The organism is Prauserella muralis (assembly GCF_003202285.1).
GTDB classification, from domain to species: domain Bacteria; phylum Actinomycetota; class Actinomycetes; order Mycobacteriales; family Pseudonocardiaceae; genus Prauserella_B; species Prauserella_B muralis.
Genome location: NZ_MASW01000006.1, coordinates 513,642 through 538,052 on the forward strand (window position 1 = coordinate 513,642; position 24,411 = coordinate 538,052).

General features: G+C 72.4%; 20 protein-coding genes. 3 read left to right on the top strand and 17 right to left on the bottom strand.

The genetic code is table 11. The features are described 5' to 3' along the window. Positions 1-330: 330 nt before the first annotated feature. The 4 genes from BAY60_RS27850 to mtrA form a co-directional block, all read right to left on the bottom strand. A complete protein-coding gene (locus tag BAY60_RS27850) occupies positions 331-999 on the bottom strand; it encodes a ComF family protein (RefSeq protein WP_112284319.1) in 669 nt (222 codons plus the stop codon). Positions 1,000-1,124: 125 nt separating this feature from the next. Continuing rightward, positions 1,125-2,876 (bottom strand): LpqB family beta-propeller domain-containing protein, encoded by a 1,752-nt coding sequence (locus tag BAY60_RS27855; protein ID WP_112284657.1) that lies wholly within the window; start codon positions 2,874-2,876, stop codon positions 1,125-1,127. Then, complete coding sequence (gene mtrB, locus BAY60_RS27860; RefSeq protein WP_112284320.1) at positions 2,876-4,582, bottom strand: MtrAB system histidine kinase MtrB; 1,707 nt, start codon at positions 4,580-4,582, stop codon at positions 2,876-2,878. Before mtrB ends, BAY60_RS27855 begins: the two co-directional genes overlap by 1 nt. Positions 4,583-4,606: 24 nt before the next feature. Further along, positions 4,607-5,284 carry an MtrAB system response regulator MtrA gene (gene mtrA, locus BAY60_RS27865; protein WP_112284321.1) on the bottom strand — a complete coding sequence of 226 codons (678 nt, stop codon included), beginning with the start codon at positions 5,282-5,284 and terminating at the stop codon, positions 4,607-4,609. Positions 5,285-5,487: 203 nt separating this feature from the next. Here mtrA and BAY60_RS27870 point away from each other — a divergent pair, with 203 nt between their 5' ends. Further along, positions 5,488-6,273 carry an IclR family transcriptional regulator gene (locus tag BAY60_RS27870; protein ID WP_112284322.1) on the top strand — a complete coding sequence of 262 codons (786 nt, stop codon included), beginning with the start codon at positions 5,488-5,490 and terminating at the stop codon, positions 6,271-6,273. An 8-nt stretch (positions 6,274-6,281) separates the two neighbouring features. Here the strand turns inward: BAY60_RS27870 and BAY60_RS27875 are convergent, their stop codons facing one another. Together BAY60_RS27875 and ahcY are read right to left on the bottom strand one after the other, a co-directional pair. Then, entirely contained in the window at positions 6,282-6,920 is a 639-nt protein-coding gene (locus BAY60_RS27875) for a dTMP kinase (RefSeq protein WP_112284323.1), read from the bottom strand. A gap of 43 nt (positions 6,921-6,963) precedes the next feature. Then, positions 6,964-8,484: an adenosylhomocysteinase gene (gene ahcY, locus BAY60_RS27880; RefSeq protein WP_112284324.1), complete on the bottom strand. Its 1,521-nt coding sequence runs from the start codon at positions 8,482-8,484 to the stop codon at positions 6,964-6,966. Between the two features lie 109 nt (positions 8,485-8,593). Here ahcY and BAY60_RS27885 point away from each other — a divergent pair, with 109 nt between their 5' ends. Next, positions 8,594-10,909 (top strand): hypothetical protein, encoded by a 2,316-nt coding sequence (locus BAY60_RS27885; RefSeq protein ID WP_112284325.1) that lies wholly within the window; start codon positions 8,594-8,596, stop codon positions 10,907-10,909. Positions 10,910-11,044: 135 nt separating this feature from the next. On the opposite strand, the gene BAY60_RS27890 is transcribed toward BAY60_RS27885, so the two are convergent. The 8 genes from BAY60_RS27890 to BAY60_RS27925 all read right to left on the bottom strand — a co-directional run bounded on the left by BAY60_RS27890 (position 11,045) and on the right by BAY60_RS27925 (position 19,117). Next, the gene (locus BAY60_RS27890) at positions 11,045-11,779 is read right to left on the bottom strand and encodes a hypothetical protein (RefSeq protein ID WP_112284326.1); all 735 of its coding nucleotides are present in this window, start codon (positions 11,777-11,779) and stop codon (positions 11,045-11,047) included. Between the two features lie 245 nt (positions 11,780-12,024). Next, a complete protein-coding gene (locus BAY60_RS27895) occupies positions 12,025-13,539 on the bottom strand; it encodes an amino acid permease (RefSeq protein ID WP_112284327.1) in 1,515 nt (504 codons plus the stop codon). Between the two features lie 63 nt (positions 13,540-13,602). Beyond that, positions 13,603-14,520, bottom strand: a complete 918-nt coding sequence (locus BAY60_RS27900; protein WP_112284328.1) for a cation diffusion facilitator family transporter — start codon at positions 14,518-14,520, stop codon at positions 13,603-13,605. An 85-nt stretch (positions 14,521-14,605) separates the two neighbouring features. Next, positions 14,606-15,835 (bottom strand): mannose-6-phosphate isomerase, class I, encoded by a 1,230-nt coding sequence (manA, locus tag BAY60_RS27905; RefSeq protein ID WP_112284329.1) that lies wholly within the window; start codon positions 15,833-15,835, stop codon positions 14,606-14,608. Positions 15,836-15,897: 62 nt separating this feature from the next. Further along, on the bottom strand, positions 15,898-16,989 hold the full coding sequence (locus BAY60_RS27910) for a hypothetical protein (protein WP_112284330.1): 1,092 nt from the start codon (positions 16,987-16,989) through the stop codon (positions 15,898-15,900). Next, a complete protein-coding gene (locus BAY60_RS27915; protein ID WP_112284331.1) occupies positions 16,979-17,218 on the bottom strand; it encodes a Trm112 family protein in 240 nt (79 codons plus the stop codon). The genes BAY60_RS27910 and BAY60_RS27915 overlap by 11 nt, the downstream gene beginning before the upstream one ends. A gap of 92 nt (positions 17,219-17,310) precedes the next feature. Then, positions 17,311-18,666: a phosphomannomutase/phosphoglucomutase gene (locus tag BAY60_RS27920; protein ID WP_112284332.1), complete on the bottom strand. Its 1,356-nt coding sequence runs from the start codon at positions 18,664-18,666 to the stop codon at positions 17,311-17,313. A gap of 94 nt (positions 18,667-18,760) precedes the next feature. Beyond that, the gene (locus BAY60_RS27925) at positions 18,761-19,117 is read right to left on the bottom strand and encodes a DUF3499 domain-containing protein (protein ID WP_112284333.1); all 357 of its coding nucleotides are present in this window, start codon (positions 19,115-19,117) and stop codon (positions 18,761-18,763) included. A 91-nt stretch (positions 19,118-19,208) separates the two neighbouring features. Between BAY60_RS27925 and BAY60_RS27930 the strand changes: the two genes are divergently transcribed. Next, positions 19,209-19,670 carry a metallopeptidase family protein gene (locus tag BAY60_RS27930; RefSeq protein ID WP_112284334.1) on the top strand — a complete coding sequence of 154 codons (462 nt, stop codon included), beginning with the start codon at positions 19,209-19,211 and terminating at the stop codon, positions 19,668-19,670. Here the strand turns inward: BAY60_RS27930 and BAY60_RS27935 are convergent. From BAY60_RS27935 to BAY60_RS27945, 3 genes are all read right to left on the bottom strand, one after another. Continuing rightward, on the bottom strand, positions 19,654-20,442 hold the full coding sequence (locus BAY60_RS27935) for a TetR/AcrR family transcriptional regulator C-terminal domain-containing protein (RefSeq protein WP_112284335.1): 789 nt from the start codon (positions 20,440-20,442) through the stop codon (positions 19,654-19,656). The two genes, BAY60_RS27930 and BAY60_RS27935, sit on opposite strands and share 17 nt — an antisense overlap. 16 nt (positions 20,443-20,458) lie before the next feature. Then, entirely contained in the window at positions 20,459-23,788 is a 3,330-nt protein-coding gene (locus BAY60_RS27940) for a glycosyltransferase family 2 protein (protein WP_112284336.1), read from the bottom strand. Positions 23,789-23,870: 82 nt separating this feature from the next. Beyond that, entirely contained in the window at positions 23,871-24,155 is a 285-nt protein-coding gene (locus tag BAY60_RS27945) for a WhiB family transcriptional regulator (RefSeq protein ID WP_425466488.1), read from the bottom strand. Between the last annotated feature and the right edge of the window lie 256 nt (positions 24,156-24,411).

Below are 24,411 nucleotides of genomic sequence, written 5' to 3' on the forward strand. Positions count from 1 at the left end.
GGCGCCAGGGACATGGGCTGTTCACCTCCCCGCCTGCCGGGATTGCTGTTAGCGCAGCACGTTAGCCGCCTTCCGGCGGTAGCAACAGCCCCCGGTGCGGGGGACGTCGAACGGTGAATGATCGTCACGATCCGCAATGGACTCACCGTGACGCCGGAATGGCCGTCCCGAGCCGTCGGCACTGCGCTGCTGATTCGCGGACCGGGTCCGCGCCTGGCACACCCGTTTCGCGAGCCGGCGATGGTGGCGGTGTGCCTCATAACCACCCAACGGGCGGGACCCGGCAGGCGGTTCCCCGCCACACGTGTGGGTGACGAGGCCACGGTGTGTTCACGCCGCGGTGAGGGCCAGCGCCGCCACGGGCTCGACACCGCCGTCCCGCAGCGCGGCCGCGCACGCCGTCACGGTGGCGCCCGTGGTCACCACGTCGTCGAGCAGCACGACGGGTGTGCCCGGCGGCGGCGCACCCGCCTGCCGCAGCCGCACCCGTCCTGCCAGGTTGGCGGCCCGCTGGGCCCGGTCGAGCCCGACGGCGTCGCGGGCTCGCGGGTCCAGTTCGAGCACGGGCGCGACGGCGGCCTCCCAGCCCAGGGCGGCGAGCCGCGCCGCGCAGTGCCGGGCGAGCGCGAGCACGTGCTGACCGCCCCGCACCCTGGCGGCGGCCCGGCGGGACGGCGCGGGCACGAGCCACCACGTGCCGTGCGCGTCGGGACGGGTCCCCGGCACGTACGGGACCGCACCGGCGAGCGCCTGGCCGAGGGGCGCCGCCAGGTCCCGCCTTCCGCGCTCCTTGTAGGCCAGCACGAGCCGCCTGGCGACGCCGTCGTAACGGGCGAGCGCGCAGGCGCCGCCCGCCGCGTCGAACGGCCGCTGCCCGGCCAGCGTGGCCGCGCAGGCGGCACAGCACGCGGCGCCGTGCTCACCGCAGCCCGCGCACACCGGGGGCAGCACGAGGTCGAGCGCCGCGCGCCCGAATCCGGAAATGGTCCTGACCACCATGACCGCTGAGCATGCACCCGGCCACCGACAGTTCCCGGCTCGCCTGCCGTGCCCAACGCCGCCGATCCGTGCCGAAGGTGCCCGTGGGCACGCATCCGGTACCCAAGGTGCCCTTCGGCTCGCAGCTAGCCCGGGTAGAACGGCTCGGCTCCGGCGAGCGTGTGGCTGTGCGGGCGCCACACGTCGCCGACGTCGTTGGCCGTCCACAGGCCGGTGGAGTCGGCGGCGACGATCGGCCTGCCGGGCGCGGCGGTGATGGCCTGCATCGGCGGGGTCAGGTTGGCGCTGCTGTAGCCGTCGAGGCGCAAGCCGTCGACCGAGACCCTGGCCACCGGCATCGAGTCCGAGTTGGTCGCCACGATGAGCGTGTCCTGGCTGAGCCAGTCGACGTCGACGACGTCGGCCAGCGTGCCCGGCTGCAGGATCCGCGGCGACCGCAGGGTCACCGACGCCGAGTCGGCACTGCGCACCACCGACGCCACGACGAGCTGCCCGCCCGCGATCACCGCGACCCGCGAGCCGTCCCTGGACAGGCGCAGCCCGCTGATCCTGCCGACGGCGAGCAGGTCGGTGGCGTTCACCGCCTGCGGCGTCCACCTGCCGTCGGGAGCACGCGACACCCGCACCACCCGCTCGCCGTCGGCGACGGTCCAGAGTTCGTTGGACTGGCTGCCCGCCGACGTGGGCGGCCGCCAGCTCGGCCGGGTCAGCGTCTGCGCGGGCAGGTCCACCACGGGGTTGTCCCGGCCGTAGTCACCGACCCGCAACGCGACCCGCCTCGGCCCCGCCGACTCCACCACGGCCAGCTGGCCGCCCGTGATGGACTGTGCTGCGCTCTCCACCTCGTAGGCGCCGGCACCGGCGGGCCCCGCGATGGGCGCGCCGCTGCCCAGCGAGCGGATCCGCGAGTCGACCGTCATCAGGCCGGGCAGCTCCGACTTGGGTGAGGACAGCGCCTCGTAGGCGGGCACCTCGCTCGGCAGCCAGTCGTGCTGGCCCGGAACGAGCGACGTCCCGTCGGAGAGCAGCCGGATGCGGCTCGTGGTGACCGTCTGCAGCGAGCGCACGACCTGGGCGACCATGAGCTGCTTCTCCTGCAGGCTCTCACCGTCGACGCCGGTGAGCGGCACGAGCAGCGCGCCGTCGTTGGCGCCGGTCACGTTGCTGTCCAGCGTGGCGTCGGCGAGCGGGTTGCGCACGGCTCCCGCGAGGCCGTTGGACGGCCCGGACAGCAGCAGATCCATCACCCTGGCAGGCAACCCGGACTGCGGCCGCGCGACGACGTAGCGCAGATCGGGCACGATGGCCGTGGAGTCGGGTGCGAAGAAGTACACCGGCACCCGGAAGTAGCTGTCGGTGAAGTCGCTCTCGGTGATGAGGATCGTGCCGGGCGCGTCGACGATGCGCCACTGCCCGTCCGGCTGCATCCGCAACCGCACCGGCACGCCGACCGGCTCGTCCGACGGGATGAACGCGCTGTCCGCGCCGAGCCTGCCGACGTTGGTGCCACGCACGGTCACCAGCTGCTCGTCGGAGTCGGTGGACTCGTCGTCGTCGGGGGCGTAGACGGTGCTGAACTCGTCCTCGATGATCGTGAGCCCCTGGTCGGGCTGCCACTCCTCGCGGGCGTTGGCCGCCAGGTAGGCGCGGGAAGCCGCGTAGTCACTCGTCGGCTGCGCGCTGGCACGCACGAACTCCCGCACCACCGACAGCGGGTCGAGCCCCCGCGCGGGCTCCGGGATCTCCTGGGTGGGCTGGCCCAGGTTCTCCCTCGGGATGGCCTGGGGCTGCGACTCGGAGGGGATCGCCGCGCAGCCGCTCACGGTCAGCACGGCGGTGAGTCCCGCGAGCAGCGCCCGCAGCCTCCTGCGCCGGATCACCGGACCTCCTGATGCTCGACGTGCGGAACGGCGGTCTCATCGCCGGGTGCGGGCAGCGCGCCACGCCCGTCGCCGTCCCCGGGCGGCGCGTCGTCCGGCTCGGGCGGCAACGGCAGCGGGCTGCCGTCGATCTCACTGCCCACGCTGCGGGGCAGCGTGAGCCGGAAGCACGAGCCGCGGTCCGGCTCGCCCCACGCATCCAGCGTGCCACCGTGCAGCCGGGCATCCTCCTGGCTGATCGCCAGCCCGAGGCCCGTGCCGCCGGTGCGCCGGTTGCGCGAAGGGTCGGCGCGCCAGAACCGGTTGAACACCAGCTCGGCCTCGCCCGCCCGGAGGCCGACACCGTAGTCGCGCACGGTGATCGCCACGGCCCGCTCGTCGGCGGCCAGCCGCAGCCGCACGGGCTTGCCGTCGCCGTGGTCGACGGCGTTGGCCAGCAGGTTGCGCAGGATGCGCTCCACCCTGCGCGCGTCGACCTCGGCGGTGACCTCCTCGTCGGGCAGTTCCAGCTCCACGGAGCTGCCCGCGCTGCCCGCGATGACGCTGACCTGCTCCACCGCCCGGCGCGCGATCGGGCGCACGTCGATGACCTCGGCCGACAGTTCCTCCACGCCCGCGTCGAGCCTGCTGATCTCGAGCAGGTCGCGCAGCAGCGTCTCGAACCGGTCCAGCTCGTCGACCAGCAGCTCCGCCGAGCGCGCCAGCCCGGCGGGGAACTGCTCCCGCGAGGCGTGCAGCACGTCGGCCGCCATCCGCACGGTGGTCAGCGGGGTGCGCAGCTCGTGGGAGACGTCCGAGGTGAAGCGGCGCTGAAGCTGGCCGAACTCCTCCAGCTCGCGCATCTGCCGCTGGATGCTCGCGGCCATCTGGTTGTACGAGACGGCGAGCTTGGCGAGGTCGTCCTCGCCGACCACGTCGAGCCGCCGGTCGAGCTCGCCCTCGGCAAAGCGCTCCGCCACGGCGGCCGCCCTGCGCACCGGCCGCACGACCTGCCGCGTGACGAGGTTGGTGATGCTGGCGAGCAGCAGCAACAGCACCAGGCCGCCGACGAGCATGGTGTTCTGCACGGTGGCGACCGTGTTCTGCTCGGTGGCCAGCGGGAACAGCAGATACAGCTGGATGGGCCGGGTCGTGGTGGTCACCGGGGCTCCCACCATCAGGTAGGTCGCGCCGCCGACCGTGTGGATCTGCTTGGCCTGCTCGTTGTTCTCGACGAAGTTGCGCAGGCCGCTCGGCACCTTCTCGTAGGGGCCCGCGGAGATGGCGTGCTCGGAGGCCTGGTCCGGGTCTCCCGCGGCGAGCACCGGCTCGAACGCGCCCGCGGCCGAGCTCTGGGTGTCCTGCGTGGCGACCGAGCTGCTGGTGATCCGCTTCAGTGCGTTGTTCAGCCGGTTGCGCAGGGCCTCGTCCTGGCCCGCGTCGCCGACGAGCTCGCTCTCCGCCGTCCGCACGACCACTTGGAGCTGCGCGATCGCGGCGCGCTCCTTGGTGTCCATCAGTCGCTCGGTGATCTGGTTCTGCAGCACCATGCCCAGCACGAACACCACGGCGGACGACAGCGCGAGCGTCGAGACGGTCACCCGGAACTGCAGCGAGTGCCGCCACAGCTCCCCGAAGGCGACCGCCCTGCGCCTGCCGTAGCTCGCCGCGCGACGGGCCAGCCCTATCGCCGACCAGCCGAGCCTGGTCAGCCGATTCTTCATCGCGGTCTCATTCAGGACATCGGATTATGGCGGGCCGGCCTTGTAGCCGACGCCGCGCACGGTCAGCACGACCTCGGGGTGCTCCGGGTCCTTCTCGACCTTGGAGCGCAGCCGCTGGACGTGCACGTTCACCAGCCGGGTGTCGGCGGCGTGCCGGTAGCCCCACACCTGCTCCAGCAGCACCTCACGGGTGAACACCTGGCGCGGCTTGCGCGCGAGCGCCACCAGCAGGTCGAACTCCAGCGGGGTGAGGGGGATGGCCTTGCCGTCCCTGGTCACCTCGTGGCCGGGCACGTCGATGGTCAGGTCGCCGATGGTGAGCGTCTCCGCAGGCTCGGACTCGGTTCGCCGCATGCGGGCCCGCACCCGCGCGACGAGTTCCTTGGGCTTGAACGGCTTCACAACGTAGTCGTCGGCGCCCGACTCGAGCCCGAGCACGATGTCCACCGTGTCGCTCTTGGCGGTCAGCATGACGATCGGGACGCCCGACTCGGCCCTGATGGCCTTGCAGACGTCGATCCCGTTCATACCGGGCAGCATCAGGTCGAGCAGCACGAGATCGGGCTTGAGCTCACGCAGCGCGGGCAGCGCGCGCGAACCGTCGGCCACGACAGCCGTGTCGAACCCCTCGCCGCGCAGCACGATGGTCAGCATCTCAGCCAGAGCGGGGTCGTCGTCGACGACCAGCACACGTGCCTTCATGAGCACATATTCGCACTGATGTCACACGCCGCGCGCGCGGCCCGGCATTGCGGTGACGACGCTAGCCCAACCGGACGATCCGGATACCCGGTCCAGCCGCAGGTGAGACCGCGCAGGCCACGGCAGGCACCCGGACGGTGCCAAGCAGTGTTGCTCTGTGCAACAATTCGCGTCGACTTGCCTACAGACGTTAGTGTTGCGCCATGCGGAACTCCGACGAGGCCAAGGGCTCCGTGAGCCCCGTCCAGTCCGTGGACCGCGCGATCAGCGTGCTCGAACTGCTCGCCCGCAACGGCGAAGCGGGCATCACCGAGATCGCTGAGGAGCTCGGCGTGCACAAGTCGACCGCGTCCAGACTGGTCAGCGCGCTGGAGAACAGAGGGCTCGTCGAGCAGCTCGGCGAGCGCGGAAAGTACGCGATCGGCTTCGGGGTCGTGCGGCTCGCCGGTGCCGCCACCGGCCGCATGGACCTGGCGAAACTCGGCAACCTGACCTGCCAGCGGCTCGCCGACGAGCTCGGCGAGACCGTGAACATCGCCGTGGCCGACGACGCCCTCGCGATCAACATCAGCCAGGCCCACGGCACGGCGTCGGTGACCGCGCAGAACTGGACCGGGCGGCGCACCCCCCTGCACGCGACGTCGAGCGGCAAGGTCCTGCTGGCCTACATGGACGGTGCCGAGCGGCGGCGGATCCTCGAGTACGGGCTGGAGGAGTACACGCCGCGGACCACCACGACGCCCGAGGTGCTCGACGCGGAACTGCAGCGCATCGTCCAGGACGGCTACGCCGCGTGCTTCGAGGAGTTCGAGCTGGGCCTGCACGCCGTCGCCGTGCCGATCTACGGCAGCAGCGGGGAGGTCATCGCCGCGTTGAGCGCGTCAGGGCCGTCCTACCGGCTCTCCCGGCAGCGCATCCGCCAGCTCGTGCAGCCGATGTCCAGGGCCGCCGCGGAGCTGTCCAGCCAGCTCGGCCACTTCCCGGGATAGCGGGCGACCTACAGGACGGCCTCGGCCAGCGCGGGGGCGTCGACCTCGGCGGCGCCGTCGACGACGTGCCACGGCGAGAGCCAGCCCAGGGCCGCCAGCTCGTCGTAGACGGCGGCGCAGCGGCTCTGCAGCCCGTCGTCGGCCTCGAAGGCGTCGCGGGGGCGCGCCTCGTCGGCGCGGGCGCGGCCCTCGGCCCGCGCGGCCGCCACCTCGGGCGGCACGCGCAGCAGCAGCTGGGTGTTGGGCACGGGCAGCCCGAAGCGCTCGATCTCCAGCGCCCGCACCCACGCGACCACCGGGCTGTCCGCTCCCTGACGCAGCCGTGCGGCCTGGTAGGCGGCGTTGGACGCGACGTAGCGGTCGAGCAGCACCACGTCGTGCCCGCGCAGGTTCTCCCGGATCTCGGCGGCGGCGTCGCGACGGTCGAGCGCGTACAGCAGGCCCATCCCGTACACCGAGGCGCCGAGGTCACCGTGCTCGCCGTGCAGCGCCTCCCGCACGAGGTCGGCGTGCACGCTCACGCCGTAGCGCGGGAACGCGAGCGTCGCCACGCGCGCGCCCCGATCGTGCAGCGCCTTCGTCAGCGCGTCCGTGAGCGTGCGCTTGCCCGCGCCGTCGAGCCCTTCGATGACCACCAGCCGACCCACGCGGCTCAGCCTATGCCAGGCCGTCCCGCCGGTCCGCGGCCTGTCAGTACCGGTAGTGCTCGGACTTGAAGGGACCTTCGACGTCCACGTCGATGTATTCGGCCTGGTCCTTGCTGAGCTTGGTCAGCTCACCGCCGAGCGCCTCGACGTGGATGCGCGCGACCTTCTCGTCCAGCTTCTTCGGCAGCCGGTACACCTCGTTGTCGTACTCCTCGTGCTTGGTGAACAGCTCCACCTGGGCGATGACCTGGTTGGAGAAGCTGTTGGACATCACGAAGCTGGGGTGTCCGGTCGCGTTGCCGAGATTGAGCAGCCGCCCTTCCGACAGCACGATGATCGAGTGCCCGTCCGGGAACGTCCACTCGTCCACCTGCGGCTTGATCGTCTCGCGGCGGATGCCGGGGTAGCGGGCCAGCCCGGCGATGTCGAGCTCGTTGTCGAAGTGGCCGATGTTGCCCACGATGGTCTGGTGCTTCATCCGGGCCATGTGCTCGGCCATCACCACGTCCTTGTTGCCGGTGGCCGTGATGACGATGTCGGCCTCGCCCAGCACGGACTCCAGCCGCTTCACCGGGTAGCCGTCCATCGCGGCCTGCAGCGCGCAGATCGGGTCGATCTCGGTGATCACCACGCGGGCGCCCTGCCCGCGCAGGGACTCGGCGGCACCCTTGCCCACGTCGCCGTAGCCGCACACCACGGCCACCTTGCCGCCGATCAGCACGTCGGTGCCCCGGTTGATGCCGTCGATCAGCGAGTGCCGGATCCCGTACTTGTTGTCGAACTTGCTCTTGGTCACCGAGTCGTTGACGTTGATCGCCGGGAACAGCAGCTCACCGGCCGCCGCCAGCTGGTACAGCCGCAACACACCGGTGGTGGTCTCCTCGGTGACCCCGCGGATGCCCGCACCGATCCTGCTCCACTTGCCGGAGTCGGCGGCCAGCGAGGCACGCAGCAGCGACAGGAAGACCTTCCACTCGTCGGGGTCGTTCTCGTCGGCCGAGGGCACCACCCCGGCCCGCTCGTACTCGGCGCCCTTGTGCACCAGCATCGTCGCGTCGCCACCGTCGTCCAGGATCATATTCGGACCTGCTTGCAGGGTCCGATCATCAGGCACTGTCGGACCTGCTTGCGGACCCTCGCCGTCCCAGGTCAGCATCCGCTCGGTGCACCACCAGTAGTCCTCCAGCGACTCGCCCTTCCAGGCGAACACCGGCACGCCCCGCGGCTGCTCCGGCGTGCCGTGCGGGCCCACCACCACCGCCGCCGCGGCATGGTCCTGCGTGGAGAAGATGTTGCACGACGCCCAGCGCACCTGCGCGCCCAGAGCGACCAGCGTCTCGATCAGCACCGCCGTCTGCACCGTCATGTGCAACGACCCCGAGATCCGCGCCCCACGCAGCGGGAACACCTCCGCATACTCCCGCCGCAACGCCATCAACCCCGGCATCTCGTGCTCGGCCAGCCGGATCTCCTTCCGGCCGAACTCGGCCAGTCCCAGATCGGCCACGGCGAACTCGACACCGTTGCGGGTCTGGTGACGTGGAGCAACGCTTTCAGGGGTCATTGAGAACTTTCCTCCAGACTCGCTGCACAGGCAGCCGCGCTCGCTGACACCCGCAGATTACCGTTGATTCTTCGTCCATCGTCCGCACCTTTTCGAGGAGAACGGCAACGTGCCCATCCCCGGCCCCGACACCCGCGTCGTCGAGCTGCGCGTCCCGGGGCTGATCGGCACGAGCGGGGAGTCCCTGCTCGACTCCGTCGGCACCGTCGAGGTCGCCGGTGACGGCGTCGGCAGGGTCATCCGCCCGTCCGACCGGCTGCGCAGGCCCGCACCCGGCCCGGTGCTCCAGGCGCTCGGCCGCTCCCTGCCGCGCACGCTCGAGGGTTACCTGTGGAGTGGCATGACCTCCGGCGGCGTGGCCAAGGCCACCTGGGCGCTGCTGTTCCCGTTCTCGCTGGCGAACGTGGCGCACTGGATGCTGCCGCCCGTGCCCGAGGGCAGCCGCGTCGCCGCGTCGCTCGCAGCGGCGTGCCGGATGCTGCTGCGCGTCGCCGCGCTGTTGCTGACGATGCTGTTGATGAGCCAGCTGGCGGTGGTCAGCCTGGACCTCGTCGCCGCGCAGTGCCTGGCCCCCGGGGGCAGCCCGGCGTGCCTGGCGTCCGCGCCGTCGTGGCTGCGCGACGTGGCCGCCGTGCGCACGGTCGTCGGCGTGCTGCCGCTGTTGCTGGTGATCCTCGTGCTGTTCCGGGTGTCGTCGGCGCGCTGGCAGGTCAAGGCCCCCGAGCGGGAACGCCAGCCGGGGCCGCCGCTGCCCGGCGACCAGCTCGTCGACGGCTCCGACAGCCCCACGCTGCGCTGCCTGCACGTCGTGGCCGCCCTCGGTGGCGTCGCGCTGCTGTTGCTCGGCGGGCCACTGCGGGTGCCGGAGCGCGCGGCCGACCTCGTGCTCTGGGGCTGCACCCTCGCCGTGCTGGCCGTCGCCGTGCTCGCCACGGCCGCCGGAGCGCGCTGGCCGGGCGTGCTGCCCCGCGCCGCGGTGCTGGCCTTCTCGACCGCACTGGTCGTGGCGGCGGCCGTCGTCCGCACGCCGCTGCCCGCCCGGCTACCGGGCACCGACGACACGGTGGAGGGCGTCGGTGCCGCCCTGCTCGCCGTGTTCGTGCTGTTCGCGCTGCTGCTCGTTCCGGCGACCCTGCTCGCCCGGCCCGCGTGGTCGGCGCTGCCCCGCAGGCTGCGGCCGTGGGCGGGCGGCTGGGCGGCCGCCCCCACGCTCGCGCTCGCCGGGCTGCTCGGCGGCGGCTTCGGCGCCGGCCTGGCGATCGCGCTGCGCAGGCTTGTCGGCGCGAGCGAGCTGCGGCTGCCCGCGAGCTACACGCTCGTCACGCTGCTGTGGGGTGCCGCTCTGTGCCTCGCGGTGCTGCTCGCGGTGCTCGCCTTCGCGGTGGCGGTGCCGCTGCGCAGGCTCCGCCGCGGCGTGCCGGAGGTGGTGCGGCTCATGGAGACCCGCGAGGCCGACGAGCAGGAGGCGGCCACCGCGTGGGCGAGGGCGAGCTGGGAGCGCAAGTACCTGCATCGCATCGTGCTCACCGTCGTCTTCGGACTGTCCGTGGGCGCGGCCGCGCTGCTGGCCGTGCGGTTCGGTTTCGGCGGCATCCCCGGCTGGCTCGGCCCGCTCTCCACCGTGGGCGTGCTGACGCTGGGCGCGCTGGCCGCCGCCCTGTTGCGCGCGGTGTACACGGCGGCGACCGGGCCCGAACGGGCAAGGCACCTCAGCGCGTTCGCCGACCTGGTGTGCTTCTGGCCGAGGGCGGCCCACCCCGCGGTGCCGCCCTCGTACGCGGTGAAGGTGGTGCCCGAACTCGCCGAGCGTGTGCGGGAGCACCTGGCCGAGCCGGGCGCCCGGGTGGTGCTCGCGGGCTACCACCTCGGCGGCCTGCTGGCGGTGACGACCGCCGCGAGGCTCGCGGCGCAGCTGCCGCCCTCGGAGCGCGAACGCATCGGCGTCGTCACGGCGGGTGCGCCGTTGCAGTGGGGTTACCAGCGAGCCTTTCCCGCGGTGTTCCCGCACGACTCGCTCGCCCGGTTGTACGGGTTGCTCGACGGGCGGTGGCGTGGACTGTGCCGGGGCACCGACACGTTCGGCGGCGGCGCGACGACCTGGCGCCACCAGGTGGCCCACGGCAAGCTGCTGGGCATCGGCTACCTGCCCGACGGCAGTGTCGGCGCCCTCGAACCGGCCGTGCAGAGCCCCACGGGCGTGCTCGTGCTCGGCGGCGACCACTGGCTGCCCGACCCGATGCGGGAGCCCGTCAACGGGCGGCGCTGGGTGCCGGGTGTGCGCAAGCACGCCGACTACGTCGCCGACCCCGAATGGGACCGCGCCGTGGTGATCGCCGCCGGGCTGGAGGGCCCGGACAGGGCGGCGCGGCTGGCCGAGCAGGTCCCGCTGTTCGGGGACCTCCTCGGCCAGCCGCGCTGTACCTAGCGTCGCGGAGCGCACCAAGCCCCGCCGGTAGCCGCCTATCCCGGTCGCCGCTGGCGAGCCGAAGGGCACCTTGGGTACGTGTCGCGTACCCAAGGTGCCCTTCGGCTCGTCGCCGGGCGACGTGGACGGTGAGTGTCAGGCCTTGCTGCGGCGCATCCGCGACAGCAGCACCAGTGCGCCGCCGCCGGCGAGCAGCAGAGCGCCGAGGCCGACCAGCCACCCGCTGCTGAAGCCGGTCGAGGCCAGGTCGTCGCTGTCACCGGCGGGCGAGACCCCGGCCTCGCTCGTCGTGGTGACGACGCCACCGGCACCGCTCGTGGTCGTGGTGACCGGGCTGCTGCCGGAGGTGCTGGTCTCGCCCGAGCTGGTCGTCTCGGTGGTCGACGTCTCGCTCGTCTCGGAGGTCGTGGTGGTGGTCTCCGAGGTCGACGTGTCGGTCGTGGTCGTCGTGGTGGTCTCGTCGTCCTTCTCACCGCAGACGAACCAGTGGCTGATCGCCGCAGGCTTGCCGCTGCTGTTCAGCGGCGAGTGCAGGTCGAGCCACGTCGGATGCGGCGGGGCCTCTGCCATGCCCTTCTCGCCAGGCACATAGACGTTGTAGGCGTTGCTACCTTTGATGACGATTGCCGTAACCGTGACACCAGCGTCCACCGCAGTGATGTCCAGGTAGGTCGGCTCGCCGTCGTCGTTGTTCCGCGTCGCGAAGGTGAGGTCCTCCTTCGACAGCTCGTCGCCGCCGCCGACGCCAAGGTCATCACATTCCGTGGCGTTGCCGGAGTAGGCGGTCGCCTTACTGTCGCCCGCAACCGGCGGCTCCTGGCCAGTCGCGGAGGCGACCGTGGCGGTACCGGCCAGCAGGCCGAACGTCATCGCAGCCGCGGCGAGCGTGCGAAGGCGGAACCTCGAACTCAGAGACATATGCAGGCACTCCGTGCGGACGTGATTCGGGGATTCAGTCAGGAGCACGCCGGTTTCAGGCGCGCGAGCCGCAGGGAACCTACCTCGATCAGGTAATCGCTCTACCCAAATCTCACCCCGGTGATGCTATCGAGCCCAATTGGTGACCGTTCTGAACTCAATCGGAGCCAGATCGCAACAAATGGCCCACAGAGCGCTCAGTCGTTGGTGACAGACTGCGACTCCCTGTCCTTCGTCTGGAGCAGCGCGTGCCGCTTGCTGTACGCGAAGTAGATCAGCACGCCGAGGGCCATCCACGCGAGGAACCGCACCCACGTGAGGACGGTCAGGTTCAGCATCAGCCACAGGCAGGCGACGATCGCCAGGATCGGCACGAGCGGCACGAACGGAACCCGGAAGCCGCGCTGCAAATCCGGTCGCTTCTTCCGCAGCACCAGCACGCCCGCCGACACGAGGGTGAACGCGAACAGCGTGCCGACGTTGACCATCTCCTCCAGCTTGGAGGCGTCGAAGAACGTGGCCGCGATCGCCACGACGATGCCGACCAGCACGTTGACCCGCACCGGCGTGCCTCGCGAGCCGGTCTTCGCCAGCGACCGCGGCAGCAGCCCGTCACGCGACATCGCGAACAGCACGCGCTGCTGCCCGAGCAGCAGCACCATCACGACGGTCGTCAGACCGGCCAGGGCACCGATGGAGATGACATTGGCGGCCCAGTCGACGCCGTTCAGCTCGAATGCCGTCGCGAGCGTCTTGCGGCCCGCGGGCTCGGCGTCGGTGGAGAGCTGTTCGTAGGGCACCATCCCGGCGACCACGAGAGAGGTGGCCACGTACAGGACGGTGACGATCGCGAGCGAGCCGAGGATGCCGCGGGGCACGTTGCGCTGCGGGTTGCGGGTCTCCTCGGCCGTGGTGGCCACGATGTCGAAGCCGATGAACGCGAAGAACACCAGCGACGCGCCCGCCAGCAGTCCGAACGCGCCGTAGACGCTGCCGGAACCGCCTGCGAGCACGGAGAACAGCGACTGCTCGAGCCCGGCACCCGACTCGCCGCCCTCGGCGGCCGGCGGCACGAACGGCGTGTAGTTGTCCGGGTTGATGTAGGCAATGCCGAAGACGATGACGAACAGGATGATCACCACCTTGATGGCGGTGATCACGAGCCCGAACCGCGACGACAGCTTGGTGCCCGCGGTGAGCAGCCCGGCCAGCACGATCACGAGCAGCAGTGAGCCCCAGTCGACACTGACGCCGCCGAGGTCGGCCGTGGTGGCGACACTCTCGCCGAAGACGGAGCCGAGCACCTCCTGCAGGTACACCGACCAGCCCTTGGCGACCGCGGCGGCGGCCACGGAGAACTCCAGGATGAGGTCCCAGCCGATGATCCACGCCAGGAACTCGCCGAACGTGGCGTAGGAGAAGGTGTAGGCGCTGCCCGCCACCGGCACGGTCGAGGCGAACTCGGCGTAGCACAGCGCGGCCAGCGCGCACGCGATCCCGGCCAGCACGAACGCGACGGCGACGGACGGCCCGGCGAGGTCACCCGCCGTGCGCGCGGTGAGCGTGAAGATGCCGGCGCCGATCATCACGGCGACGCCGAACACGGTCAGGTCCCACGCGCTGAGGTTTCTGCGCAGCCGGGTGTCCGGTTCGTCGGTGTCCGCTATGGACTGTTCTACCGACTTTGTCCGCCAGATGCCGCTTCCCGGCACGGTTCCTCCCGATGTCCTGGGTCTCAGGTCGAGCGGAACCTTAACCTCTCGGAAACCTGGCTGTCAGGCCGTGGCCCGATCCAGGTCCGGTTCGAGATAAATCAACCGGGCCGCCGGAACCTTCGCGCGCACCTTCGACTCGGCCTCGTCGATGGCCTGCGCGACCTCGGTGAGCGGCAATCCCCTGCGCATGGCCAGTTTCGCGGCCACGAGCAGCTCGTCGGGTCCGATGTACTGGGTGCGAATGTGGATGACCCGCTCCACCGCCTCGCTCGCCGTGAGTTCGCCCACAATGGTCTCCAGCTCCCGCTCGCCGGATCCCTCACCGATCAGCAGGCTCTTCATCTCGATGATGAGGATGATGGCGATGACCCCGAGCAGGACCCCGATCATGATCGTGCCGATGCCGTCCCACACCGGGTCGCCGGTGACCACCGACAGGCCCACGCCGATCAGCGCGAAGACGAGACCGAACAGGGCGCCCGCGTCCTCCAGCAGCACGACCGGCAGCTCCGGGGTCTTGGACTGGCGGATGAAGCCCCACCACGTCTTGTCGCCCTTGACCTTCGCGGATTCCCGGATGGCGGTGGCGAAACTGTAGGTCTCCAGTGCGATGGCCACCACGAGGATCACCACCGCCACCAGCGGCGAGGTCAGCTCCTCGGGGTGCTGCACCTTGTGGACGCCCTCGTACAGCGCGAAGGCCGAGCCGAGGGTGAACAGCATGAGGGCGACGATGAACGAGTAGAAGTACCGGTCGCGGCCATAGCCGAACGGGTGCTCCCTCGTGGCCTTGCGCCGGGAGGTGCGCTGGCCCAGCAACAGCAGTCCCTGGTTCGAGGTGTCGGCCACCGAGTGCACGGACTCGGCCAGCATCGACGACGAACCGGTGATCAGGAAGCCGACGAACTTGGCGGCCGCGATCCCGGCGTTGGCGAACAACGCCGCCAGGATCGCCTTCGTCCCGCCGTTTGCTGCCACCCCTACCCCCTCGGGTCCATGTTGGCGTGATCGCGAGCAGCTTAGAGGCCCTGGGTGTCGCGCGGGTTCGAGGGCTGCCGAGGGCCTACTCGGTGCAGGTGCCCGCCGTGGCGCGGAACAGGTGCGCGGCGCCGGAGCCGACGGGACGGACGCGCACGGCAGGGTCGGACGCGGGCTGCCACACCGACTCGCCGCGGCGCAGTTCCACCTTGGTGCCGTCCTCGGCGCACAGCAGCAGCTCACCCGCCGTGCACAGCAGGATCTCCGGCCCCGTACCGGCGAGCGTCACCTCGTCGCGGTCGCCGTCGGCCCACTCGATGCGGGAGAGTTCGAACTCCGGCGCGTCGGTGCGGTAGACCGACGTCCGGCCCTCCGGCTCGCCGGAGAGCACCGGCATGTCGCCGCAGGCGAAGTCGACCACCCGCAGCAGTTCCGGCACGTCGACGTGCTTGGGCGTCAGGCCGCAACGCAGGATGTTGTCGGAGTTGGCCAGGATCTCCACGGCAGTGCCGTGCAGGTACAGGTGCAGGTTGCCCGCGGGCAGGAAGATCGCCTCGCCCGCGCTCAGGGTGAGCCGGTTGAGCAGCAGCGCGGCCAGCACCCCGGCGTCGCGCGGATGCGACTCGCCCAGTTCCAGCACGGTGCGGCACTCGGTGTCGAACTCGCCGTGGTCCTTGACGTGCAGCACGCACGCGTCCAGCACCTCGGGCAGCAGCTCGTCGAGCGCGGGCTGCGGCAGCGTGATCCACGTCGTGAACAGCGCGCGCAGCCCGTCCGGGTCGGGCTGGGCCGCCAGCAGTTCGGTGTACTTGGTCAGGCCGGGGGTGTCGATGGCCCGCAGCAGCTTGACGGTGCGCTGCGGGTCGCGGAACCCGGCAAGCGCGTGGAACTCGGTGAGCGCGCACACCAGTTCCGGCTTCGCCGTCGGGTCCGGGTAGTTACGGTTGGCCGCGTCGCGGGGAATGCCCGCGCGCTCCTCGCGCGCGTAGCCCTCCGCGGCCTGCTCGGCCGAGGGATGGGCCTGCATCGACAGCGGCTCCTCGGCGGCCAGGATCTTCAGCAGGAACGGCAGCCTGCCGCCCCAGCGGCCCGCGCAGCGCGTGCCAAGCTGGCCGACCGGGTCGGCCTCCACCACATCCAGCAGGCTGCGCTCGACGCCGTCGGGACCCACCACGTGCGAAGGGTCGCCCGGGTGGGCCCCCATCCACAGCTCGGCCTCGGGGTGTGGGGACGGAACGGGTCTGCCGAGCAGTTCCGCGATCGTGGTTCTGGAGCCCCACGCATATGGCCGTACGGCGTTGCGCAGCAGTTCCACCGTCAACTCCACTCCTCGCCGGCCGGGCCGGGGCGACCCGCCGGTATGTCTCGTCGCTGGGCCTACGCCGTCGCCGGCGCGAAGCGGCCCGCTCCCCCAATAGTTCCAGCCGCCAGGCCGAGGTAGACCGCGGCGAGCTCGAACCGCAACGCGAGCACCGCGGCGCACCCGGCGTCGTCGGCATCGATCTCGTCGGACGGCGCCAGCAGGTCGGCCGAAGGCAGCAGCTCGCTCGCGCGGTAGCGGGCACTGTCCGTCGCCGGGCCGGTACGCACGGCGAGCAGCAGAACTCTCGGTGGTGGAGCCTCTGCTGGAGAATCGTCCGGGTCGGCGAAGATGTTGCGGTTTCCGGCGTTTTCCGCCGCCACGCGGTGCAGCGCGGGCCTGGCCATGGCCTGCCGGTAGTCGGCAACGTCGCAGACCATCGCCGCGTGCGCACCGAGTGCGTACGCACCGTGGTGACCGACGGCCACGGCCGCCTGGTCCAGCCCCCACAGCAGGGGCGTGTGGTCGGCGATGCGCAGCGCGAGCGCCTTCGCCGGGTTCACGAACGACTCGTGGGCGGGATGGCCGCGCTCGGCCTCGTTGTCCAGCCGGTCGGCGAGGCCGTCGACGTCGGCGACGAGCAGGCCGAGGGTGTTCGCGGTCAGCAGTCCCGCGGTGAGCGCGCGGGCGAACGCCAGCTCCGGAGCCACCAGCACGCGCGGTGCGATCAGCAGGCCACGGCCCGCGATCGACGACGCGACGGGCCCGTCCGGAGGGGCGGAGAGCACGACGGTCGCGCCGTAGCGGGCGGCGCGCTCCAGCGACGCCGCGAGGTCCATGTCATACGGGTCGTCGGTGTGCGCGAGCACCACGTCGAGCGCCCCGATCCACGGCGGCACGGCGTCGGCGAGCACCACCGGCACCGGGCTGGAGTGTGCCAGCAGGGCGTTGAGCAGCAGGGCGGCGCTGCGGCTCACCCCGGGCCGGATCACCAGCACAAGGGAACGCGGCCTTCCGATGTCGAGCCGCTCGGAAAGCCCCAGCTCGGCCGCGGCCTCGATCGTGGCCCGCACCTGCGCGCCCGCCATGGCGCAGGCGCGCAGCAGCCCCGCCCCGTCTGCCTCGTTCAGGCGGGCGGGATCGTCGAGGAGGGTGTCGTCAAGCACCATCGGATCGGGGTTCGTCGGAGGTGTCCGGCGCGGCGCCGGGCCCCGGGCCGGTCGCCTCGTCCAGCAACAGCACGGGAATGCCGTCCCGCACGGGATACACCCGCCCGCAGGACGTGCAGGTCAGCGCGTCGGCGGCCGGGTCGTCGGGCGAGCCTGGGGTGAGCCGCGCGTGGTCCGGTGCCGGGCACGCGAGGATCTCCAGCAGCTGCTCATCGAGAGTGACGGCCATGTCTCCTAAATACCATCCCTTCCCGCGGCCCGGCCCACACGCGCCGTCCCGTCGCCGGGACGTGACGCGAGCGCGACACCGCGGTTGCCGCGCTACCCGCGAACGATCGCCAGGACCTCGTCGGTGAGCGCCTTGACCGCGGCGTCGTCGGGCGCCTCCACGTTGAGCCGCAGCAGCGGTTCGGTGTTGGAGGCCCGCAGGTTGAACCAGCCGCGCTCGCCGAGGTCGACGGTGAGACCGTCCAGCTCGTCGATGCTGACGCCGCTGCGGCCCTGGAAGGCCTCCTTCACGGCGGCCTGCCGCGCGACCTGGTCGTCGACGGTGGAGTTGATCTCCCCGGACGCGGCGTAGCGGCTGTACTCCCTGGTCAGCTCCGACAGCGGGCCGTCCTGCTCACCGAGCGCGGCCAGCACGTGCAGTGCGGCGAGCATCCCGGTGTCGGCGCGCCAGAAGTCGCGGAAGTAGTAGTGCGCGGAGTGCTCGCCGCCGAAGATCGCGCCGGTCTCGGCCATCTTCGCCTTGATGAACGAGTGCCCCACCCGCGTGCGCACCGCGCTGCCGCCGTGCTCGGTGACGATCTCCGGCACCGCCTTGGACGTGATCAGGTTGTGGATGACGGTGCCGCCCGGCTCCTTGGCCAGCTCACGCACGGCCACCAGCGCGGTGACGGTGCTGGGCGAGACCGGGTCGCCGTTCTCGTCCACCACGAAGCAGCGGTCGGCGTCGCCGTCGAAGGCCAGGCCCAGGTCGGCGCCGACCTCCCGCACCTTCGCCTGCAGGTCCACCAGGTTGGCCGGGTCCAGCGGGTTGGCCTCGTGGTTGGGGAAGCTCCCGTCGAGCTCGAAGTACAGCGGCACAAGGTCGATCGGCAACGGCTCGAACACCGTCGGCACCGTGTGCCCGGCCATGCCGTTGCCCGCGTCGACCACGACCTTGAGCGGCCTGCTGCCGGACAGGTCGACCAGCGACCGCAGGTGGGCGGCGTAGTCGGCGAGCACGTCGCGCTCGACGACGCTGCCCGCCTGACCGGCGAACTCCGGCACGCCCTGCTCCACCGTGTCGCGGATCTCGGCGAGGCCGGAGTCCTGGCCCACCGGGGCGGCACCCGCCCTGCACAGCTTGATGCCGTTGTACTGGGCGGGGTTGTGGCTCGCGGTGAACATGGCCCCGGGCATGCCGAGCTTGCCCGAGGCGAAGTACAGCTCGTCAGTGCTGGCCAGGCCGATCGACACGACGTCGAGCCCCTGCGAGGTCACGCCCTCGGCGAACGCGGCGGCGAGCCCGGGGGACGAGTCGCGCATGTCGTGCCCGATGACCACCGACGGCGAGTCCGGCTTGATCAGCAGCGCGAACGCCGCTCCGAAGTCGGCGACCAGGCCGGCATTGAGCTGCTCGCCGACGACGCCACGGATGTCGTAGGCCTTCACGATGCCCGACAGGTCTGACACGCCTCTCCCCGATCGTTGCGCTGATGCCCTGCCCCCAGGGCCTCAGCTCACTTCAGCTCACGTCGCCGGGAAGCCTACCCACTCTGGGTGGTCGTCAGGCGCGGCCGGGCAGAACCCGCAGATGTCCTCGCCTGCCGGAGGGTCCTTCGGGCTGCTCAGGCGGGGTCGCGGGTCGGTCGGAGCGGCCCGCCTCGCGCACGGCCTCGGCCAGCGCGGTCAGTTCGTCGCCGGAGGGCTCGGGTGCGGAGAAGTCGCCCTCGTGCCGCACGACCTCCCAGCCCCTCGGGACCGTCAACCGGAGCGCGTGCGCCTCGCAGAGGTCGTAGGAGTGCGGCTCGGAGGCGGTCGCCAGCGGGCCGACCACGGCCGTGGAGTCGCTGTAGGCGTAGGTGAGCGTGGCGACCGCGGGCTCGAGGCAGCCCGTCCGCGAACACTTCCGTACGCTCCGCACGCCAGGCACGATAGCCGGTCCGGGCGCGACCACGCCGGAGACACACCGGAACCCGGGGCCGGTGCGAACGCGTACCCTTCCCCACGTGGCAATGGCTCGGAGTTCGCGACAGCGACGGCGGATTCGCCGAGACCGGCACGGGCGCGGTCTGCGCGGTCCGCTGTACCCGGCGACGCTGCCTGCCGCGGCCAGCCGCGCCGAGAAGTTCGACGCGCTCGTGCTCGACGCGCTGGAGCCGATCGAGGCCCGCTGGCGGCACGAGCTGACCAGGCTCGACGTCGCCGTGGACGACGTGCCCGAGGTCCGCGAGGAGCTGCCTCCCGCCCAGGCCGACGGCGTGCTGCACGACGGGTCCGTGCCGCTGTCCCGGCTGGTGCCCGCCGGCGTGGACAGGGCAGGGCTGCCCACCAGGGCGCGCATCGTGCTGTACCGCCGCCCGCTCGAGGCGCGCGCGAAGGATCCGGCAGAGCTGGCCGACCTGGTGCACGACGTGCTCGTCGAGCAGGTCGCGATCTACCTGGGCGTCGAGCCCGACATCATCGACGGCGAGTGACTCCCCGCTCGATGCCGTCGAGCAGGCTGGCGAGGCCGAACGCGAACAGGTCGGCGTTGCTCTCGGTCGCGGCGCGCTCGTAGCCGCCTTCGCGCCGGACCCGCGCCATGGCCGGGTGCGCGCGCTCGTCGAAGAACCGGTCCCAGTACGACTCGCGGGCCGCCCACCAGGCCTCGTGCGACTCGCCCGTCACCTGCTCGGCCTGGTCGCTCTCGGCCTCCCTGCGGGCCGCGGCGTCGACGAACGTGGCCACCGCACCCGCCGCGTCCACCAGTTGCCGGGCGGACAGCCCGGCTCCGGAGAGGGCCGACAGCAGGTACTCGTGGACGGCGAGCACGCCGGGCCCGAGCGGCGGGCGCACGAGCGAGACCTGCCACAGCCAGGGGTGCCGCCGGTGGACCTCCCGCGCCCGGTGCGCGTAGAGCTCGACCTGCTGCCGCCAGTCGCCGGTGCGCGGCTCGTCCGGGCCCGGCAGCGCGCATTCCAGCAGCACCTGGTCGACCATGAGGTCGATCAGCTCCGCCTTGCCGGGCAGGTAGGTGTAGAGCGACATCGTGCCCGAGCCGAGCTCGTCGGCGACGCGGCTCATCGACATCGCGGGCAGGCCCTCGGTGTCGGCGACGGCGATCGCGGCGCGCACGATGGCGTCCACGGAGAGCCGGGGCTTGCGGCCCCGCGGCGTCCTGTCCGTGCCGGCGGGTTCGGCGTGCGCCCGCCACAGCAACGCCATGGTCCGCTCGGGATGCCCGCCTCCGCTGCGCTCGACCGCCACCCTGCCGATCCTACATTCACGTATGGCGTACGCCATTGTGTTGCCTGCCGGGAATGGCGGTGAGCACGGTGAACAGCAGGGCCGCGACCTGCCCGAGCAGCAGCACGTTGTGCAGCGTCGGCGAGTACTCCACGGTGACCTCCGACTGGCGGGGCGGCACCGACACGGCCACCTGGTGCCCCCAGGCGGGCACGATCGGCACCCGCTCACCGTTCACGGTCGCTGCCCAGCCCGGCTCCTGCTCGGCCGCCAGCACCAGCAGCCTGCCGTCGGGCCCGTCGGAGACCCGCACGCGCACCTCCGGCAGCCGCGCGTCGACCGCGGCCACCGCCGCGCCGCCCATCAGCTCACCGCTGGGCGGCTGCCCGCTCACCGCACGCCGGGCCTGCTCCGGCGACACCAGGGCCACCGGCGCCGAGGCGGGGGTCAGCCGCAGCACGGTGCGGCCGTCGGTGGTCGGCGGCGCGCCGGTGACGAGGTCGGCCGCGGCCTGCCGCAGGTGCTGCCCGTCCTCGCCGGGTGGCAGCACCACGAAGAGGACCCCGGCCGCGGCGGCCGAGGTCACGGCTTCGCGCGAGCCGCCGAGCAGCGCGGCCCGCCAGCGGTCCAGCCGCTCGGCGGCGCCCTCCACGGGGGGCAGGGCGTCGTCGCCGTAGCGGGGCAGCCTGCCGCCGGTCATGCGCACCGGCTCACCTCGCTCACCGAGCACCAGCACGTAGCGCCCCGTGGTGGACAGCTCCTCGCTGAGCGACGAGGCCAGCCGCCAGCCTCCGCCCGGCTGCAGCGGGCCCTCGCGGCCCGCCGCCACTCCGCTCGCGGCGAGCCCCAGCACCAGTGCCACACCGCCGACGGCCCCGAGCCGGGCCAGCGGCACCGGCACCGGCCTGCGGCCCGGCACGCAGGTGCCGAGCACCACGGCCAGCAGGCCCGCGCCGGCCACGAGCAGCCCGGCCCCGGCGAAACCCTGCTCCGGAGCGCCACCGCGCAGCGGTTCGACCGGCACCAGGCGCTGCACGACGACGGCGGCGACACCGAGCGCGAACACGGCCAGCCCGGGCACGATCCGCACGGTCGGCCGGGTGACGGCGGCGACGAGCGCCGCCACGACCACGGCGAGGCCCACGGGCAGGGCACCCGCGCCACCGGGATCGAGCCCGGCGAGCTGCGTACCGGACGGCAGCGCCGAGGCGGGCCCGGCGAGCCCGTGCAGGACGAGCGCGGGATGGGTGAACAGGGTCGGCAGCCACGGCAGCAGCAGCATCAGTGGCAGGAACACGACGATGGCCACGGCCGGGACCCCCCGGGCCGGCCGGTGCTGGGGCGGCGGCAGCACGACGAAGCCGACGACCAGCGCGACCAGCCCCAGCGCGTGTGTCAGCGGGGAGAACGCGCCGATCACCGCCAGCGTCAGCGCGCACAGCACGCTGGTGCTCAGCCAGCGAGCGTCGGCACGGGTGAGCACCGCGACGATCCCGGCGATCAACGCGGGCAGCAGGATGTGCACCACCACGACCCCGACGCGGCCCTGCGCCGCCGCGGCCGTGGCGGCGGGCAGCAGCGCGTACGCCGCCGCGGCACCCGCCCTGATCCACCGGTCCACCCGCAGCCGCCGCGTGGCCGCGTAGGCGACGAGCGCGGCCAGCGGCACGTCCCCGACGAGCAGCAGCGCCACCAGGGCGTCCGGTCCGCCGACCGGGGCGAACGGGGCACCGGCGAGGCCGAGCACGGCCAGCGCCACCGGCGTGGCGCCGCCGGTGCCGCCCGCGACGGCGTGCCACGTCTCCAGGTAGGTGGTCCACACCTCGCCGAGCCCGCCGACCGGCAGCAGGGCGCCGCCCGCGAGGTCGAGACCGAGCCGCGAGCCGTTGACGACGAGGCCGAGCGCGGTGAGCACCACGAGCAGGATCACGGGCGGCGCGAACACGGTCGCCGCGAGAATCCGCCGCCTGCTGACCTCGACGAACACGAGTTCCCGCTCGGCGGTCGCGGCTCGCCTTCCCGGCGAGGGCCGCGCGGGGGTCTCCGGCGCGGCCACCGGGGGTTGCTCGCTCTCCGGCGGCCCGGTCTCGGCCTGTTCCGGCAGGGACACCGCGACCACCTCGGCGGGCCTGCGCAACCCGGGCCCGCGCCCGCGCAGCGACCGCAGCGCACCCGCGGGCAACGCGTCCGGGCCGACCGGGCGCTGCCGCTGGTAGCGAGCCTCCGGCGGCACCCACGCGCTCGGCTCGTCGGCGGCCTCGGGCAGCCTGCCCAGTGCCGCCTCGCTGGCGACCCGCCTGCGCACCAGGTGCACCACGCCGTCGCGCAGCGCCTCCCGCATCCGGGTCAGCCTCCCGGTGACGAGCCCGCGCACCGAGCCGGTGTGCGGCCGCGCCGCCCGCGCCGCCCGCAGGTCGGCCCTCCCGCTGCCCAGCAGGTAGCCGAGCGCGGCGAACTCGGCGCCCGCACGCGTGGTGGCGCGCAGCAGGCCGAAGCCGAGCCCGCGCAGCAGGCACAGCAGCGCCAGCCTCGGTACGCCCAGGACGTAGGAGACGGTGGAGCAGTTGGCCAGGAACGTGCGCAGGCCGTGCCTGCGGTCGGCGGCGGCGACGGAGCCGGGCACCGCCTCGGCGCCGCGCTGCCCCGTGCCGACGGCCCGCACGTGCCGCAGCCGGGCCGACGGCACGCACAGCACGAAGCGGCCCGAGGCGTTGACGCGCCAGCCGAAGTCGATGTCCTCCCGCAGCAGGGGGATGCCCTCGTCGAAACCGCCGAGCTCCTCCCAGGTCGCGCGGTCGACGAGCGAGCCCGCGCTGGGCATCGCGAGCACCTCGGTGCTCTGCTCGGGGGAGCCGTCGTCGCCGAGCCCGCGCGGGACGGCGGGCCTGCGGTGCCCCGACGCGTCGGTCGTGAGGCCCGCCTCGACGACGAGGCGGGGGTCGGCCCAGTCGACGGCGAGCGGGCCGAGGACGGCGGCCGAGCGCGCGGTCTCGGCCGCGCGCAGCAGCAGGTCGAGACAGTCGGGTTCGGGCGCGGAGTCGTCGTGCAGCAACCAGAACCACCGGCCGGGGTCGCCCCAGCGCTCGGTGGCGTGCCCGACGGCGGCGGCGACCGCCGACGAGAAGCCGGTGCCGGCGCCCAGTGTGACGACACCGTCGAGGACGGGCGGGCCCGCGACGCCGTCAGGCGCCGCTGCCTCGGCCAGCAACCCGGGCGTGCCGTCGGTGGAACCGGTGTCGACGGCCAGCACGTGCCGCGGGCGGATGGTGCTGCGCCGCAACGCCGACAGCACCAGCGGCAGCCAGTCTTGCCCGTTGTGGCACACCAGGATCGCGAGAACCGGCGCCGTCGTGACCGGCGGCGGCATGGGTGTCCGGGGCAAGTACCTCTCCGTGGGTCGAGGGCGGTCGGGGTGCGCTCACCCTACGACGCGCCCTGTCCCCGGCCGGTCACACCGCGCGCTTCTTGAGCTTGCGCCGCTCCCGCTCGGACAGCCCGCCCCAAATGCCGAACCGTTCGTCGTGCGCCAGCGCGTACTCGAGGCAGTCGTCCTTGACCTCGCAGCCCTGGCAGATCCGCTTGGCCTCGCGCGTGGAGCCACCCTTCTCCGGGAAGAAGGCCTCGGGATCGGTCTGCGCGCACAGGGCGCGCTCCTGCCATTCCTGTTCGTCGGTCACGTCCAGCAGATCGGTGAGAACGCCCAGACTCTCGTCCGGGTGCCCACCCCAATCCATGACGTGCCCCCATTCCCTTCCACTACTAGTGTCTAACCGCACGTCCGCCTCCTCGCTCTCACGCACTCCCAGGCTGGCGGTTGCGATGTCCTTCCTCTGCCCCCCTGTTCAGACAGCGAATGACATCAATGTGATTACACCCGTGTAGTGCAGCCAGGTCAAGCTGAGTCGCAAGGTTGGGGGATACTTCGAACGACTCGCGCAAGCGGACACGCCGAGAACATGGCCACGACCTCATACGGATCTGACACCGGGG